The organism is Bombilactobacillus sp. ESL1197 (assembly GCF_058107145.1).
Genome location: NZ_JBYLTY010000001.1, coordinates 348,931 through 365,332, shown reverse-complemented (window position 1 = coordinate 365,332; position 16,402 = coordinate 348,931). Strand labels below are relative to the sequence as shown.

Here is a 16,402-nt window from a genome sequence, read left to right as displayed (position 1 = left end):
CTTTTATGATTAAACATGAATATTAAATAAGAGATTAGAAATAATTGGCCTTTGCCTTATCTAATCTCTTATTATCTTAATATTTAACTGTTAAAATTTTCTGGGTTAAGCCAATGGATCCCAAGCAGGAACCAAAATTGGATCTTGTTGCCACTGTTGTTGTTCCACAGGAGTCAAGAATGCTTTTTGAACAATAATTTCGTATACATAGTCACTAAACCATTGATCATCCATGACAAAATAGCCTTTCGTACCGACTTGTTCGCCCCAAGAATTTTCCACTTTCCACTTGCGTGCGTGGCCCTGTTCGTCTAAATCAACACCAGTCAAAACCATGGCGTGAGACATTTGAGCTTGCCGAGTTTCTAAGCGTTGTTCTTTTGTCATCGTTAAATCCATCGCTAATAATTCTTGATACTGATACAAATCACCAGCTAATAGTCCTTGCTGACGATTAGACTGCGCACTAACATCATTGCCAAACCACACTGTATCTCCCGCCTGTAATTGCTGAATAGCAATTTGCTTTAAACGTTCGATTGGCAAATTTAAATCTTTTTGTTGCTTAGTGCCCACCATATTCGTATCGTCTTTGAGATGATACGTCCGACCGTATGGTTTGCTAGCTTGTGGCGCATTGAGTAAAGAAACATAGTCGTTAAATGGATAAGCACAATATTCTTGTGCAAATTGTTGTGGTGTAATGTTCGTTGCTTGAATTAATTTACCAGTATCCGTTTTTAATTCTAAATCAAAGTTAACTGGTGGCTGGCCAAAACATAGCACACAAATACGGTAAACTTCACTGAGCATGGCTTTAATACTTTGTTGTACTTGTTCCTCTGATGCTTGTTGTTGCACTAAAGAGCGCAATTTTTCCGCGTCTTTACGCAATTTAGTATTCAAAACTTGGGAAAATTCCTGCGTATGTTCTGAATTATAAGTTTCTGGCATCACATATTTGGGTACCACCCCGTATTTTTGAACCAAATTATATCCGTAATTCCAACGGCCACCATCTTCATCCGGTCCCGCTAATAATTGGGCCACATACCGATCCGTTAACTCCCGATCAGCGGTTGCAATCACTTGTTGGTAAAAAACATTCGCTTTTTCCAAGCGGTCATAAAAAGACAGGTAATTCTGAGATAATTCAAAATCTTTAATTTGATATTTCGTCGCAAACTTCGTGCGCAAAGTTGTGAGCGTTGAAAATAGCCAACAGCGCCCAGACTTTTTTTGATTCGAGACTTTACCAGTGGCTACTTCAACATTAAATTCTGGGTTTAACTGCCGCAACTGTGCTTGATTTTGGGTGGCTTTATTAAACCCATTATTCTGCACTAAAGCTCCTTTAATTGCCGCAGCTGGTTGTTGTTTTAAATCTTGATGAAATCGCTGTAATTGTTGTTGGTCAATTGCTTGCAAGTTGATCACTCCTAGACTTTTCTTATCAGACAGTTTAAACTATTGGAGATTAATAGTAAATAGTTTAATGAGGAAATTCTAAGAATGCAACCAGTTAAAATTGCTTATTTATATGAAGATTTAATGAACACCTACGGTGATTCGGGCGATGTCAAAATTTTACGTTATTTTTTAAAGCAGCAAAATTTTGATTGCACCGTAACCAATATTAGCTTAAATGATGACTTCAATGCCTTAGACTACGATTTTTTGTTCTTTGGTGGTGGGCAAGATTTTGAGCAATCGGTGGTCGCGCACGATATTTTACGCCACAAACAAACCATTACCGACTACATTGAAGACAATCGCCCCATGCTCGGAATTTGTGGCGGCTATCAATTCTTGGGCTCCTATTATCAAACGAGTGGCGGGCAAACCATTCAATGTTTGGACATTCTCCCCTTTCACACCGTCTTCAATCCTCAAAAACGAATGATTGGTGATACGCATTTCACCACCAAATTTGGTGAAGTTCATGCGTTTGAAAATCACAGTGGGCAAACTTTCTTTGATGATTCCAAGCAGTTAAAACCGTTTGGCAAAATGATTGAAGGTTACGGCAATAATCAAGATGATGGTGTCGAAGGCATGATTTATAAAAATACAATTGGTAGCTATGCGCACGGTCCCTTACTCAAAAATACTAACGTTGCCCAAGGTTTAGTACAATTAATCATCACTAATTATCAGCATCATCATGCACCAGCTGAGCTAAATAATTAACAGTCACCGCCTCAAGACCGTATAATAATCTATATATGAAACCATAAAACATGATTTTTCTTGTTAAAAATTAAATAATCGCAAATTAAGGAGTGATTTTATGACCAAGATGACTGCAGGTCGTGCTTTGGCTCAAGTCTTAGTCAAATGGAACATTGATCATTTATATGGTATTCCGGCTGACTCAATCAATAATGCCGTAGAAGGTTTATATCAAGAACGTGAACAGCTCAAGTACATTCAAGTCCGTCATGAAGAGATTGGTGCCTTAGCAGCCACCGCTGATGCTAAGTTGACTGGTAAAATTGGCGTTAGTTTTGCTTCTGCCGGTCCCGGTGGTGTCCACCTGTTGAATGGCTTATATGATGCCAAGATGGATCATGTCCCCGTTTTAGCACTCGTCGGTCAATCAGCCACTGGCATTATGAATACGAACTTTTTCCAAGAAATGAATGAAGATCCCATCTTTGCCGACGTAGCAGAATTTCATAAGCAAGCTACTACAGCTGAACAGATTCCTTACTTAGTAGACGAAGCTATTCGTCATGCTTATGCTACTAAATCAGTTTCCGTTGTCATTTTACCGGATGATTTATCAGGCCAAGAAATTGATTTTCAAGGTTTCCAAACAGCTGCCATTGCCCACAAACCGGCTAATTTATTAAAGCCAACTGCAACGGAGATCCAACAGGTTATTACAGCTTTAAAAGAAGCGCAACGGCCCGTTTTGTGGCTAGGTCAAGGAACCAAGGGAACCAGAGAACTGGCAGTACAAGTCGTGGAACAATTAAACTTACCCGTCTTAACCACCGTTCCTGCAACTGGCGTTATTCCAACTGACCATCCCAACTTCATGGGTTCACGGGGTCGATTAGGGACCAAACCTGGCTTTGAAGTTACTAACGCGAGCGATTTAGTTATCTTTGTTGGTTCCAATTATCCGTTTGCGCGCTTTTTACCCGATTCTGTCAAATTTATTCAAGTGAATAATAATTTAGCCGATTTGGGCAAACAATACGATGCTAGCGTGACCGTTTTAGCTGATAGTGCCGAATTTTTCAAAGCGTTATTAGCTAGTGGCTATCAACGACCTGAAACTCCGTTTGTCAAAGCAGCTAAGCAAAACAAAGCTAATTGGGATCAATGGTTACTGCAATGCGCCCAAGATGACAAAGACGGCTTGCGAGCTGAAGGTGTGATTCAAGCCATTAAAGAACACAGTACGAACAATGCCGTTTATGGTTTAGATGTTGGTAATAATACAGAATGGTCTATTCGCCAATTACCATTTAATCAAGACCAATCATTTACCATGTCCCCCTGGTATGGGACCATGGGCTTTGGCTTACCCGCAGGCTTAGCCGCCCAATTGAATTACCCTAACCAACAAGTTTGGAGTATTTCTGGCGACGGTGGCTTTGCAATGGTCATGCCTGATTTATTAACCGAGGTCAAATATCAATTACCAGTCATCAATGTCGTTTTGGAAAATAATTCCTTTGGTTATATCGAACATGAAAAAATTCAAAATCAACAATCCATGTATGGTATCAACTTATTAGGGGCTGATTGGGGACAAGTGGCCACAGCCATGGGTGCTCACGGTTTTACTGTGCAGAACTTAAGTGAATTACAGCAAGCCATGCAACAAATTGATGAATTACAAAAGCAAGGTAATCATTTACCTATTGTGTTAGATGCAAAGATTCAAAATATTGATCCAATTGATACCAGTTTTGTTCCTGTCAATGAAGATCTATTTGATCAACCTACAATTGATCATTATCGTAAACTTTACGATGTCTCAGCAACAAGTCAGCCTTCACTGCAGACGTTGATCAAACAATTTTCTGAAGTTGAATAATATTTCTATTAAAAATGCAGTTTACAAAACGTTTGTAAACTGCATTTTTTGTTTATTTTTGATTTCTCTGACAAACTTCAATAATTTCATGGTTCGGACCGTAAAAATTAAAATAACTAATTCCATGTTCCCAAAATGGTAAATGCATCACCTGGTCATCAATAAATTCAAAACCCAATTGGTGCACATAATCATAGGCTGTTTGAATGTCATCGGTATCTAATGCCAGGTGATTAATTGCACCATTCACGGGATTAATCGGTGCTTCATATAATTCAATCAGCAAGTCATTTAGTTGCAAGAAACCGACTTTACTGCCTTGATTGTCTTCTTGATTAATTAACTGAAAACCTAATTTTTCATACAAGTCAACGCTCTGGCTAAAATCTTGCGTAGTGATACCAACATGTGAAATCCCTTTAAAATAAGCCATTTTACAATCCTCCAATATTATATTTTTCAACTTGATTATAATCTTTTTCTAAAAGACAGACTGAACTAATCTTGTCTTAGAGTCGACTCCAAGGTGTACAGTGCCACTAAAATTTGTAATAAAGAAGGTTTTAGCAAATGACTAATATTTTAATTATGGCAGCCAACGGGCAGATTGCACGGATTGTTGAAGAACGAATTCTGTCCGAACAGCAATTTCAAAATATTCATTTGACTTTATTTTTAAGAAACAAACAGCGTCTAGCCCGCTACCAAAATAATTCCCGGGTAACTTTAATCGAAGGCGATTTATTAGATGAGGCGGCAGTAAACCAAGCCGTGATAAACCAAGATTTAGTCTTTGTAGCCGTTGTTGATCACGATTCAAAAAATCGCATCACCCAAAACGTAGTTACTGCTATGAAACAGCAGGGGGTTAACCGGGTACTGTTTGCCAATGTGCTGGGATTATATCACGAAGTTGGCGGTGAATTTGGCCGCTGGAACGCTGAATATATTGGACGCGGTTTACCATCTGCTAGACAGAGCGACCAAATCCTCAAAGAATCTGGTTTAAATTACACAACATTGCGTTTACCTTGGTTAAACGACCGCCCCGCAATCAAGTATCAAATTACGACTCAAGCTCAACCTTATTTAGGTGTTTCAGGCTCACGTCAAAGTATTGCGAACGCAATTTTAAAAATAATTGCCGATCCAAAGCAATATAGTTACGAAAGTATTGGTATCGCTGATCCAGACACTCAAGGTGCAAACCGCCCGGTTTATTAAATTAAGCATCTATTACTAATTAAAAAAACGGTTCATCACTTGTTTAACTGGCGATGAACCGTTTTTGATTGTGCTTCAAAATTAACCGTGATTAGTGGTCAACTTGTTATTTAATTATCAGACATCATATAGACAAATTGGTCCGTGGAAATTTTCTCATTTAAAGCCGTAACTAGCTCTGGAGCTAACTGATGCTTGCGGAGTTCTTGTTGCACAAATTCATATTCATATTGAAAAGCAATAATAATCAAATCACGTTCTTGGGTTTCATCCGTTTCATTGTTACTGAAGCGCTGATGCCGATAAGCATAATAATGTTGCACTAAATTAACTTCGGCAATATTTTCTGGATCACGTAATTGCTTTAAATATTGACTGACAGCCTGGTAACCGACATTCTCCAATTTACGCAACTGATCCTTATTATAAGCCAACGCTTTACGGTCTTTTTTAGACAACTGCACTGCTCGTTTTCTTCTTAACCGCCGAATCCGCCAGCGCAAAACCACTAGCTTACACCACATCTTCAACTGAATTAATGGATTGGTAATAATTTTGCGCATTTGCAATATCTGTTGGCGATTGTACTGCCAAACAATCTTAGAATCGACATCTTCATTATTTTGCACAAAGTGATCGATTGCTGTAAATTCAATACTTTCGGTTTTTTCTAATAAATTTCGTACTTGCTTAGGGTTAGCTCGGGCATTATCTAATTTTTGGCTATTCAATAATGTAATGACATGGCTGAGCGCTAGTGGATTTTGGTCATTATTTTCACGTAACTCCTGAATCGCGTAGTTGACCAATTTTACTAGCTGGTCAGTAAATTCGTTAATCGTAAATGGACTGACCTTGGCCGGTAAGAGTCGTGGTAACAACAAAGTAGGCACAACTAGACTCAACAAGATAATAATTTCGGCCACAAAAATCAGATCTGTCCGAAAGGGAATCAACTTACCATGTTGCATAATGGGTAACGAAAATGCCATTGCTAAAGTAATTGTGCCGTGGATTCCACTCAAAGCAATGATTAGACTGGTTTTTGCTAAGCTTTGACCTGTATCCGGTAATTTGATCCAGCGCCAGTACACCCATAAAAACCGCAAGGCTAACATCAACAAATACAAACCACTTGCCAATAACAACAATGTGGAAAAATGTAAATTATTATAATCGACGATGGCCAGCAAATTGCGGGGCAAACTAATTCCCAATAAGACAAAGACAAACCCATTTAATAAATTAGATATAATATCCCAAGTTGATGATAAAACCACTTGATTCGATGATGAGGTCAAGCGTAGCTGACGTTTATAAATACCAAATACTACCCCCGCAGCAACGGCGGCTAAAATACCTGACAGATGAAATTCTTCGGCCACTAAATAAACAATAAATGGTGCCAAGACATTAAAGGGAACTGTAATCGCAGTCGCATCAAATAAACGGCGTTGAAAAACAATTTGGATACTAACGAGTACTAATCCTAACAAAATGCCCACAATAACTCCACCGACAAAAGTCGTCAAAAAAGTCCCAACGCTATGCCAAATACTAAATTTTCCGGTAACAAACGCTGCGAGCGCCAAATTTAAAGCCACTAAACCCGAGGCATCGTTAAATAACGATTCATTTTCTAAATTCTGCATTAAAGATTCTGGCACTTCAATATCGGCAGTAATGGAAGAAACCGCCACTGCATCGGTAGGCGCCACAATAGCTGTTAAAGCTAAAGCCAAACTTAATGGTAAAGCATCCCACAGCCAGTGAATGAAAAAGCCGCCCACAACAATCGTTAAAATGGCTAGTACAATCGCTAATGACAACACATTACGAAAATTACTTTTTAAACTATGAAAGTCTGTATTCTGACCATCATTAAACATGAGTGGTGCAATAATAATCAAAAAGAAAATTCCGGGTTTTAAATTAAAGTGTGTAAATTCCGGTAGCCAAGACAAAGCAAAACCCGTGGCAATTTGATAAAAAGCTAACGGAATTTTTGGATAAAGTGAATAAATGATATTAGCTGCAATAGTTGCACTAATTAACAACAAGCATGTAAAAAATAATGACACAAATTTCCCCCTTATTGTTGAATAGGCAGCTGTGAGTTAATTATTGGTTGACTGAAGAAAATGGGAACAATAATCTTATTAGCAATACATTAATTGTTCTTTATAACCCCGATACTTGCTGGATTAGCGCTCTAAAAACTTATTAGCTTTAAAAATAGCTAAGGAAATAATCGGTACAATGATCACCGCCGCCAATAATTCTGGCACCCCATTACTGCCAACGACTCCCATGATTGCCCAATTTAATCCTTTAACCGGCACTTTATAAGATGCCGCCATCGCTGAAGCATAAAGAATCCGCATTAAACCTAAAACTAATAATGTATTGGTTAATGCTCCAATAGCAGCAGCGACCACCATTGCTGGCGTTTTACTTTTCAGCTTATTAGATAACCAGCGGTAAACCCAACCAGCAAAGTAGCCAACTAAAATCCGTGGCAAGACCGAGATCACCGGATTGGTAAACACAATCGTGTCCAAAATACTAGACGGCGCTGCATAAGCACGTATTAATGAACCTAATCCCCAAATAAAACCAATCAAAGCTCCATCGTTGGGGCCTAACACAATTGCTGCCACAATAACTGTGATATGAATAATTGTAACATTAAGTACCCCTAAAGGAATATAACCTAAAAATGGCGTCATTGATTGAATCAAAATAATGGCAATCAAAATCGCCCGAATGGCAATTTTATAAGCTTTACTTTTACGCAATGTTTTCTCCCTACCCCAATCATCAAAATCAATTCTTGGTTACTAGATTAAAATCAATAATAAGTATACCATTTTTCAAAAAACTAGCTAGACTTGCGAGCAATTAAAGCTTAGCAGCTGCCAAAACTATACCAATTGTTAAATTAGTTGGTTAAAGCTTATTTAAATGAGTTCTTTTTAACCGAACCATTTTGGATTAATTGACTTTTCACCAATTACCACTACTTGCTTTAAGTTGGCTTGACTTTCCAACAATTTGCGCTAAAATTATAAAGCAAACAATCAAAGAAGAGGTTGCTAAATTTAAGAGTAACGTTCAGCCGATTATGAAGAATCTAAGCCTGAACGTGAAAGGACTTTTAGCCGAAATGGTGTTTAACTTCATTTATTCACTGTTGGGTTCAGATTGAATAAGTCTGAGACTGTCGCAATTAATAACAATTGCGGGGCGCTATCTACGATTTTATACTAGTAGCCTCTTTACGATTTGCGTAAAGAGGCTTTAATCGTTTTTAGAGTCCTTCTCACTTAGGAGGATTTTTTTATGGCAGAAAAAGGTTCACAAGATCACGTACAGCGTAATCTTAAAAACCGCCATGTTTCCATGATCGCTTTAGGCGGTTGTATTGGAACTGGTTTATTCATGACCTCAGGTTCGACAATTTCTAAAGCTGGCCCGGGGGGCGGCTTAATCGCCTATCTGGCCATGGGGATCATGGTTTACTTTTTAATGACTAGTTTAGGTGAATTAGCCACTCATTTGCCCGTTTCGGGTTCTTTTGCTACTTATAACGCTAAATATGTTGACCCCGCACTAGGCTTTGCGATGGGGTGGAATTACTGGTTCAACTGGGCTATTACTGTTGCGATTGATATCTCGACAGCTGCCTTATTGATTCAATACTGGTTGCCCCATACTCCCGGTTGGATTTGGAGTTTACTCATTTTAGTCGTGATCTTTTTGATTAATGCTTTAACCGTTTCTACCTTCGGTGAAACCGAATATTGGTTATCTTTAATTAAAGTGGTGACGGTTATCGTCTTCTTAATCATTGGCTTTGCCATGATTTTAGGAATTATGTATCATCCGGCTGCTGGTTTAAAGAACTTCACTTATAAAAAGGCCCCCTTTGTTGGCGGCTTTCCAGCCATCTTAAATGTCTTCTTAATTGCCGGCTTTTCCTTCCAAGGAACTGAATTAGTTGGTGTAACCGCGGGGGAATCAGAAGATCCAGAACATGCAGTACCGAAGGCCATTAAAGAAGTCTTTTGGCGGATTTTATTATTTTACATTTTATCTATCTTTGTGATTGCTGCTTTAATTCCTTACACCAGCAAGAATTTATTGAGTGCGGCTAATGGTAATATTGCTGTTTCGCCATTTACCCTAGTCTTTAAACGTGCTGGACTAGCTTTTGCCGCCAGCTTAATGAATGCCATTGTTTTAACAGCCGTACTTTCCTCAGCTAATTCTGGTGCTTATGCTTCGACAAGAATGTTATATGCCTTAGCACACGAAAATTACGCTCCTAAAGCGTTTGGCAAAACAACCAAACATGGTATTCCTTTACTGGCTTTAAGCGCTACTATGTTAATTTCTTTATTAACTTTCGCAACCAGCATCTTTGGGCAAAAGATTTATATGTGGTTAGTGGCCGCTTCTGGCTTAACCGGCTTCATCGCTTGGGTTGGCATTGCCTTAAGTCATTATCGTTTCCGGAGAGCCTTTGTGCTACAAGGTCATGATTTAAGTGAACTCAAATACCACGCTAAGTTATTTCCTTTAGGACCAATTATTGCTTTAATTTTGTGTATCCTAGTCATCGGTGGACAAAATATTGATGCCTTTGTACATTGGGATTGGCAGCAAATTGGAATTACTTATATTGGCATTCCATTAGTTCTAATCTTATATTTTGGTTACAAATGGAAACACCACACTAAGATTATCCCGCTAGAAGAGATTGACGTTTCAAGTGAAAAATAATTATTACTAATAATAATTTAAGAGACTGGCCATAACAGCTTACTGATGACATTCTTGACAATTCGATCAGTAACTCGTTGCTAAAGACCAGTCTCTTTTTGTTAACAAATTAATTACTAGATTTTTCCGTTAATGCAACAATGGCCGTAATCTACGGGCACAAAAAACTGCTACGATCGCTTTGAGTGTATCTCCCGGAATAAACGCCAAACTCGAAACTACTGCTTTACTCCAGGATAAATGACTTTGAATTGCTAACCAGCTAGCGCCGACTAAATTAACACCAACAACGCCCAGCAACCAGACCACCAAAAATTCCGTCCACCATTTAGCAGAAAAGAACGTGCGCTTTAAAGTACTGCCGACCAGTAATGGCACAAAAAACCAAGCCGCTAAGTAACCCCCCGTTGGTCCAATGAAACTAATTATTCCACCACGTCCGCCTGATAAAAAAGGAAAACCTAGCGCCACTAATAATAAGAATAATCCTACGGCCGCTGTGCCTGCTTTAGGGCCTAATAACTCCCCTGCCAGCATCACGCCTAAATTCTGCAATACAATAGTCACCGGGATAAAACCCAACGGAATTCCCGGAAATAATCCCAAAACGATAATAATTGTCGTCATCAGCGCTGTGGAAACTAAAGCTTTTAACGAATACTTCACGATTTCTCTCCTTCAACAATTACAATTTATTTAATTCAATCTGCGTTTAGTTTACCAGCTACCAGATTAAATTAACATCTACCAATCACCTGGCGTCATAAGCATTTGACTTTATCTTAAGTATCCAGTATGTTTTAATCAATTAATAATGGAGGTTATTTATGCAAACTTATGAAGAATCCCAAGCAACTGGTTTAAGCCGTTTTACTTCCTTAGTTTATCTATATACTGGTTTAGGCATTGTTTTTTGGTTAATGGCAGCTTTTGCTCTTGCTAAAAATCAAGCTTTCACCATGCCCATCATCATGTGGGGCGCACAACATTGGTTATTATCAACCATTATCATTGTGGGTTTGTCCATGATTTTATTAACCATGTGTCAACGTTTTGCGCAAAGTTCTTATTTAATGACGTTTGTCTGTTACCTCGCCTTTTTATTTGTTTTTTCATTTTTAGGAGTACCATTATTTTTTAGTTATTCCGCTAAAAGTATTGCCCAAGCTTTAATTTTGACTTCCGTTGTCTTTTTCGTAATGGCCGGTTATGGTTATTTCACCAAAACCGATTTATCGTCTTGGAGTCGGACTTTATTAATTGGCTTAGTTGCTATCTTAGTGGTTTCCTTATTAGATGTCTTTCTTTTTAAGAGTCCAATGATTGCTTTAGTCATTAATATCTTAACGATTGTTATTTTCATGGGCTATATTGCCTTTGATTCCCAAGACCTCAAACGGATTTATGCCAATAGTCAAGGCCAAAACTTAGGCGCCTTAGCTTTAGTCGCTTCCGTGAATTTAGTCTTAGATTTTATCAATTTACTAATGAATCTGTTAGCTATTTTTGGTAATGACAATAATTAAGAACTTCATGAGCAAATTTCTGGCTACTCTCATTAAAAGAGAGTAGCTTTTTTTATGTTGCGGTGAAAATTCAATCCAAAATCTCGCCCAGTACCTACTTAATACTTAACTACCCAGCTCCAACAGCTTTGAGATTTAACTAGATCATAATTGAACAGCAACAAATTATTTTCAGGAGGAACATTTTTTGAATACTCGTAAAGTACAAATTTCTACTTTAGTCGGTATTATTGCTCTCACCACGGTGACGCGCTTGGATTCCATCATGGCCCCGTCCATCGTCAAAATTCAACAAGCTTTTCCCAACGCTGATGCGACTCAAGTTGAATCCATTGCGTCTATCGGTGATGTAGCATCCATGCTGGCCTCTTTTATTTTTGGTTTTATTTTAACCAAAATCACTTACAAATATGCAGCCGCTATTGGCCTAGCTTTATTAGCCGCTGGTGGCTTACTACCTATCTTCATTCACCAAAGTGTCAACCAACTAATCTTTTTTGCTTTGATTGTCGGCTTAGGTAGTGGCGCGATTACAACTGTTTTACCTAGTTTATCTGCAGCCAATTACCAAGGTGAACGACGGTCAACTCAATTTGGCTTCAATGTCGCGTTAGAAGATGGTTTTGCTATGGTCTGGATCGTGGTTGGCGGCTATTTAGCCAACATTAGCTGGGTTCATAACTATTACATTTACTTCATCACGGTTATCGCATTGATTTTAGCTTTAATCTTTATTCCGAACGTTAAGCCTAGTGAAGATCAAGCTGTTAATGAAACTTATGCTGCGAAAAATCATTGGGGCTTAATTATTGGTTTAGTAGTCATTTCTACGTTTGTGGAAGTCTTAGCCGCTGTAATGTCCAATAAAATGGCCATTTACCTACACACTTATCACATTGGTGGTCCTAGCACTTCCGGTCAAGCCCTCTTGTTTGTCCGCGCAGCTTCTATTGTGGCGGGGTTATTTATTAGTCTTTACCGCAAGGTTTTTGGTAATTATTTATTGGCAGCCGGCTTTGGTTCTGCAGCCATTGGGGCAGCATTATTTATTTTCTCCCATGCGTTTTGGAGTAGTGCATTAGGCGCTTTTCTAATTGGAACTTGTGCTTCAGTTACTTTGATTACTGTGCCTTTTTTATTATCCAATTTAGCCACAGCTAAAGTTTATCCCATTGTCATGGGTTCATTCTCTGCTTTAACTAGTTTAGGCTTTTCATTTTCTGTCTGGTTCTTCAAATACACGGCACCACTATTCAATCCTAATCATTTAATTGGAACTTTTGAATCCATGATCGCTTTAAGCGTTATAATTATCATAGTACTAGTTGGTACTAACCTGCAGAAACGCACCACACAAGTTACTAATTCGTAGTTTTTCGTTTGGAGGTCATAGAAATGAAAATTGGTTTGATCGGTACAGGCGTAATGGGAAATGCAGTTGCTGTGAATCTTTTAAAAGCGGGCCATCAACTTTGGGTGTACAATCGTACAAAATCTAAAACTGACAATCTCGTACAACAGGGCGCTACTTGGGAAGATAATCCCCAAAAAGTCGTTGAACAAAGCGACGTCATTTTGACTATGGTCGGTTTTCCTCAAGATGTTGAGCAGGTTTATTACGGCGATAACGGCATTTTTAGTGCTGATGTCCATGATAAATTCTTAATTGATTTAACAACTTCAAAACCGCAGTTAGCACAAAAACTGGCAGCTAGCGGCGAAAAATTGGGCGCGAAAGTTTTAGACGCCCCCGTTTCTGGTGGCGATATTGGTGCCAAAAATGGGACTTTAACCGTGATGGTTGGTGGCCGCCGCGAAGTCTATGACCAAATTAAGGCTTTATTCCCTGATTTTAGCGGTCAAGTTAACCTGTTTGGTCCGGCAGGAGCCGGGCAAAATACCAAGATGGCTAACCAAATTATGATTGCCGGTACCATGACTGGTATGACTGAAATGTTTGTTTACGCTAAAGCCGCGGGCTTGGATTTACAAGACGTGCTCAAAACAGTCAGTGGTGGTAGTGCAGCTAATTGGAGTCTAGAAAACTATGGTCCTCGGGTATTAAAAGGCGATTATACTCCAGGCTTTTTCAGTAAACATTTCTTAAAAGATTTGCGGATTGCGTTAGACACTGCTGACGAAATGCACTTGAATTTGCCTGCCACTAAACAAGCCAAAGAACTATACGAACAACTAGTTGACCAAAAGCACGATGGTGATTTAGGCACTCAAGGCTTAATCAAGCTTTGGTGGGATTAAACACTTCATACAATAACTGAATAATTACTTTCAACTAAAAATCTAGATTAACTTTCAATTCACGAGTAATTTACTTGCTGGTGAATTGAAAGTTTTTTTGATTATTTCTTTTTAATTAAAAACATGATAGTTTTCATTTTCAAAAAGCGTTAAAATGAGCTCATAATTAATGAATCTTTTAAATTAGGAGAGAACCATGCTGAAACTGCAACATATTAAAAAGTACTTCACAGTCGGCGATACGACCACCAAAGCATTAGATGATGTCTCTGTTGCCTTTCGTTCTAAAGAATTTGTTTCAATCCTCGGACCTTCCGGTTCCGGTAAAACCACGATGCTAAACATTATCGGTGGCCTTGATCATTACGATTCTGGTGACTTAATTATTGACGGTAAGTCAACCAAAACTTTTAAAGAAGATGATTGGGATGCTTATCGTAATAATACCGTCGGTTTTATTTTTCAGAATTACAACATCATCAGTCATTTAAGTATTTTAGATAACGTCAGTTTAGGAATGACTTTGAGTGGCGTTTCGAACGCTGAAAAGAAACAAAAAGCCCAACAAGCATTGGAACGTGTCGGCTTAAAAGAACATCTATCTAAAAAGCCCAGTCAATTATCTGGTGGACAATTACAACGTGTTGCCATTGCGCGGGCCCTGGCGAATGATCCCCAGATTTTATTAGCTGATGAACCAACGGGGGCCTTAGATACTAAGACCAGTAACGAAATTATGCAGTTAATTCAAGACTTATCCAAAGAACGATTAGTCATTATGGTGACGCATAATCCCGATTTGGCACACCAATATTCTGATCGCATTATTGAATTTTCTGATGGTCAAATTCAAAACGATTCTAATCCTTATCAAGAACCGGATGAACAACCACACTTTAATCCCGTACGTACTAAGATGAGTTTTTGGACGGCGTTAAAACTATCATTTACCAATATCAAAACTAAAAAAGGCCGCACTTTCCTTACTATTTTGGCGTCCAGTATCGGTATTATTAGTATTGGTGTCGTGTTAGCTTTATCGAATGGTTTTCAAAAACAAATCGACGCCACCCAATCGGAAACTTTATCGCAATTTCCAATTACCATTTCGCAAGTTACAGCGGATCAAAAGCAAATGCAAAAAAGCGACAGTTCTGGTAGCACTGGTAGTCAAAAGTTTGCTTCAGGCAAACAGCTGAAAGCACAAGCTAATCAGTTAACTTCTGCCCAACATTTGAATAAAATCACGCCCAAATATTTAAATTATATTCGCAAGATCAAAAAGTCTGATAGTAAAAATATTGCTTATACCTATACGACCGGCTTAAATTTAATTCGCAAAGTGCACGGCCAATACCGGCCGGTATCTTTTGCCACAACTAATATCAGCAGTTCCGAATCTAGCAATGCGCAAAGCATGGTTACTTCTAACTTAGGTATTGGTGGCAGTGTTTACCCCGTTGATCGCAATAATCAACAAAGTTTCCTCAAGAAAAATTATCGCGTTTTAGCTGGTAAATACCCTACCAATAATCACGAAATTGTTCTGATTACTGATAAGAAAAATAATCTGAACTTAGATGCGTTGAAAAATCTTGGTTTTTCATTCAAAGATCAACAGCACATTCAACCACAACAATTATTGAATACTAACATTCAAGTCATTGCGAATAACAATTTTTACCAGCAATTACCAACTGGCAACTTTGTCCCTAGTAAAGATTACAGCCAAATGGCCACGGCTCATGACACTATTAACTTGAAGATTGTCGGTATTTTACGAACTACTTCTAAAAATTCTGACGGTTTATTATCGAGTGGGATTGCCTATTCTGACCGTTTGACTAAAGAAGTCATTAACATCAATAAGAATTCGCACATTGCGCTAGCTCAAAAGCAGAGTAAGAATAATGTGATCACCGGTACGCCATTAAAAGGTATGGAAGGTGCTTTAACTCTGACTGCTCTGGGAGCTACCGATACGCCTAATTCGATTCAAATTTATCCCAATAACTTTAAAGAGAAAAACAAAATCACCGCTTATTTAGACAAATATAATAAGCATAAGAGTAAAGCTAATCAAGTTATGTATGTAGACTTAGCGGGCAACATCACCAGCATTACCGGTGGTTTAATGGACGCTATCACTTACGTGTTAATCGGATTTGCGGCCATTTCCTTAGTTACTTCCATGATTATGATTGCCATCATCACTTATACTTCCGTTATTGAACGAACCAAAGAAATTGGAGTTTTAAGAGCTTTAGGAGCTCGTAAGAAAGATATTACGCGCGTTTTTGATGCTGAAACTACTATTTTAGGCATTGGTTCCGGAATTTTAGGTGTTATCATTGCTTGGCTCTTAACTTTCCCTGCCAACGTTATTTTAGAAAATATGACCGGTTTAAGTCACGTTGCTAAATTAAATCCGCTCCATGCGATTGTCTTAATTATTGTCAGCACCATCTTAACTGTCTTAGGTGGTCATATTCCGGCCCGCATGGCTTCCAAAAAAGATGCGGCCACGGCCTTAAGATCAGAATAATAGTTGTTA

Annotated in this window: 13 protein-coding genes and 1 riboswitch; of the genes, 8 read left to right on the top strand and 5 right to left on the bottom strand. The window is 38.5% G+C overall.

Going from position 1 to position 16,402, the window contains the following annotated elements:
- Positions 1-105 precede the first annotated feature (105 nt).
- Positions 106-1,428, bottom strand: a complete 1,323-nt coding sequence (locus tag AC3B6B_RS01495) for a C1 family peptidase (RefSeq protein WP_489756943.1) — start codon at positions 1,426-1,428, stop codon at positions 106-108.
- Between the two features lie 84 nt (positions 1,429-1,512).
- On the opposite strand from AC3B6B_RS01495, the gene AC3B6B_RS01490 reads away from it, so the two are divergent.
- Both AC3B6B_RS01490 and AC3B6B_RS01485 read left to right on the top strand, forming a co-directional pair.
- Positions 1,513-2,190, top strand: coding sequence for a type 1 glutamine amidotransferase (locus AC3B6B_RS01490; protein WP_489756942.1), 678 nt, complete (start codon positions 1,513-1,515; stop codon positions 2,188-2,190).
- A gap of 100 nt (positions 2,191-2,290) precedes the next feature.
- Positions 2,291-4,054 (top strand): thiamine pyrophosphate-dependent enzyme, encoded by a 1,764-nt coding sequence (locus AC3B6B_RS01485; RefSeq protein WP_489756941.1) that lies wholly within the window; start codon positions 2,291-2,293, stop codon positions 4,052-4,054.
- 52 nt (positions 4,055-4,106) lie between these two features.
- On the opposite strand, the gene AC3B6B_RS01480 is transcribed toward AC3B6B_RS01485, so the two are convergent.
- Complete coding sequence (locus AC3B6B_RS01480) at positions 4,107-4,487, bottom strand: VOC family protein (RefSeq protein ID WP_489756940.1); 381 nt, start codon at positions 4,485-4,487, stop codon at positions 4,107-4,109.
- Between the two features lie 137 nt (positions 4,488-4,624).
- Between AC3B6B_RS01480 and AC3B6B_RS01475 the strand changes: the two genes are divergently transcribed.
- Entirely contained in the window at positions 4,625-5,278 is a 654-nt protein-coding gene (locus tag AC3B6B_RS01475; RefSeq protein WP_489756939.1) for an NAD(P)H-binding protein, read from the top strand.
- 110 nt (positions 5,279-5,388) lie between these two features.
- Here AC3B6B_RS01475 and AC3B6B_RS01470 read toward each other — a convergent pair whose 3' ends face one another.
- Positions 5,389-7,359 carry a cation:proton antiporter gene (locus AC3B6B_RS01470; protein WP_489756938.1) on the bottom strand — a complete coding sequence of 657 codons (1,971 nt, stop codon included), beginning with the start codon at positions 7,357-7,359 and terminating at the stop codon, positions 5,389-5,391.
- A 123-nt stretch (positions 7,360-7,482) separates the two neighbouring features.
- Complete coding sequence (locus AC3B6B_RS01465) at positions 7,483-8,076, bottom strand: ECF transporter S component (protein WP_489756937.1); 594 nt, start codon at positions 8,074-8,076, stop codon at positions 7,483-7,485.
- Positions 8,077-8,356: 280 nt separating this feature from the next.
- Positions 8,357-8,538: riboswitch (Lysine riboswitch) on the top strand.
- 82 nt (positions 8,539-8,620) lie between these two features.
- Here AC3B6B_RS01465 and AC3B6B_RS01460 point away from each other — a divergent pair.
- Positions 8,621-10,063 carry an amino acid permease gene (locus tag AC3B6B_RS01460; RefSeq protein ID WP_489756936.1) on the top strand — a complete coding sequence of 481 codons (1,443 nt, stop codon included), beginning with the start codon at positions 8,621-8,623 and terminating at the stop codon, positions 10,061-10,063.
- Positions 10,064-10,192: 129 nt separating this feature from the next.
- On the opposite strand, the gene AC3B6B_RS01455 is transcribed toward AC3B6B_RS01460, so the two are convergent.
- Positions 10,193-10,729, bottom strand: a complete 537-nt coding sequence (locus tag AC3B6B_RS01455) for a biotin transporter BioY (protein ID WP_489756935.1) — start codon at positions 10,727-10,729, stop codon at positions 10,193-10,195.
- A 161-nt stretch (positions 10,730-10,890) separates the two neighbouring features.
- Here AC3B6B_RS01455 and AC3B6B_RS01450 point away from each other — a divergent pair, with 161 nt between their 5' ends.
- The 4 genes from AC3B6B_RS01450 to AC3B6B_RS01435 all read left to right on the top strand — a co-directional run bounded on the left by AC3B6B_RS01450 (position 10,891) and on the right by AC3B6B_RS01435 (position 16,393).
- The gene (locus AC3B6B_RS01450; protein ID WP_489756934.1) at positions 10,891-11,589 is read left to right on the top strand and encodes a Bax inhibitor-1/YccA family protein; all 699 of its coding nucleotides are present in this window, start codon (positions 10,891-10,893) and stop codon (positions 11,587-11,589) included.
- A 187-nt stretch (positions 11,590-11,776) separates the two neighbouring features.
- Positions 11,777-12,961, top strand: a complete 1,185-nt coding sequence (locus AC3B6B_RS01445) for an MFS transporter (RefSeq protein ID WP_489756933.1) — start codon at positions 11,777-11,779, stop codon at positions 12,959-12,961.
- A gap of 23 nt (positions 12,962-12,984) precedes the next feature.
- Positions 12,985-13,848 carry an NAD(P)-dependent oxidoreductase gene (locus AC3B6B_RS01440; protein ID WP_489756932.1) on the top strand — a complete coding sequence of 288 codons (864 nt, stop codon included), beginning with the start codon at positions 12,985-12,987 and terminating at the stop codon, positions 13,846-13,848.
- A 196-nt stretch (positions 13,849-14,044) separates the two neighbouring features.
- Entirely contained in the window at positions 14,045-16,393 is a 2,349-nt protein-coding gene (locus AC3B6B_RS01435; RefSeq protein ID WP_489756931.1) for an ABC transporter ATP-binding protein/permease, read from the top strand.
- The last annotated feature ends 9 nt before the right edge of the window (positions 16,394-16,402 follow it).

Bases quoted from the DNA above. Each gene is read 5' to 3' on its own strand.
- AC3B6B_RS01480 (WP_489756940.1), bottom strand. From the start codon at position 4,487: ATGGCTTATTTTAAAGGGATTTCACATGTTGGTATCACTACGCAAGAT.
- AC3B6B_RS01435 (WP_489756931.1), top strand. From the start codon at position 14,045: ATGCTGAAACTGCAACATATTAAAAAGTACTTCACAGTCGGCGATACG.
- AC3B6B_RS01475 (WP_489756939.1), top strand. From the start codon at position 4,625: ATGACTAATATTTTAATTATGGCAGCCAACGGGCAGATTGCACGGATT.
- AC3B6B_RS01440 (WP_489756932.1), top strand. From the start codon at position 12,985: ATGAAAATTGGTTTGATCGGTACAGGCGTAATGGGAAATGCAGTTGCT.
- AC3B6B_RS01485 (WP_489756941.1), top strand. From the start codon at position 2,291: ATGACCAAGATGACTGCAGGTCGTGCTTTGGCTCAAGTCTTAGTCAAA.
- AC3B6B_RS01460 (WP_489756936.1), top strand. From the start codon at position 8,621: ATGGCAGAAAAAGGTTCACAAGATCACGTACAGCGTAATCTTAAAAAC.
- AC3B6B_RS01490 (WP_489756942.1), top strand. From the start codon at position 1,513: ATGCAACCAGTTAAAATTGCTTATTTATATGAAGATTTAATGAACACC.
- AC3B6B_RS01450 (WP_489756934.1), top strand. From the start codon at position 10,891: ATGCAAACTTATGAAGAATCCCAAGCAACTGGTTTAAGCCGTTTTACT.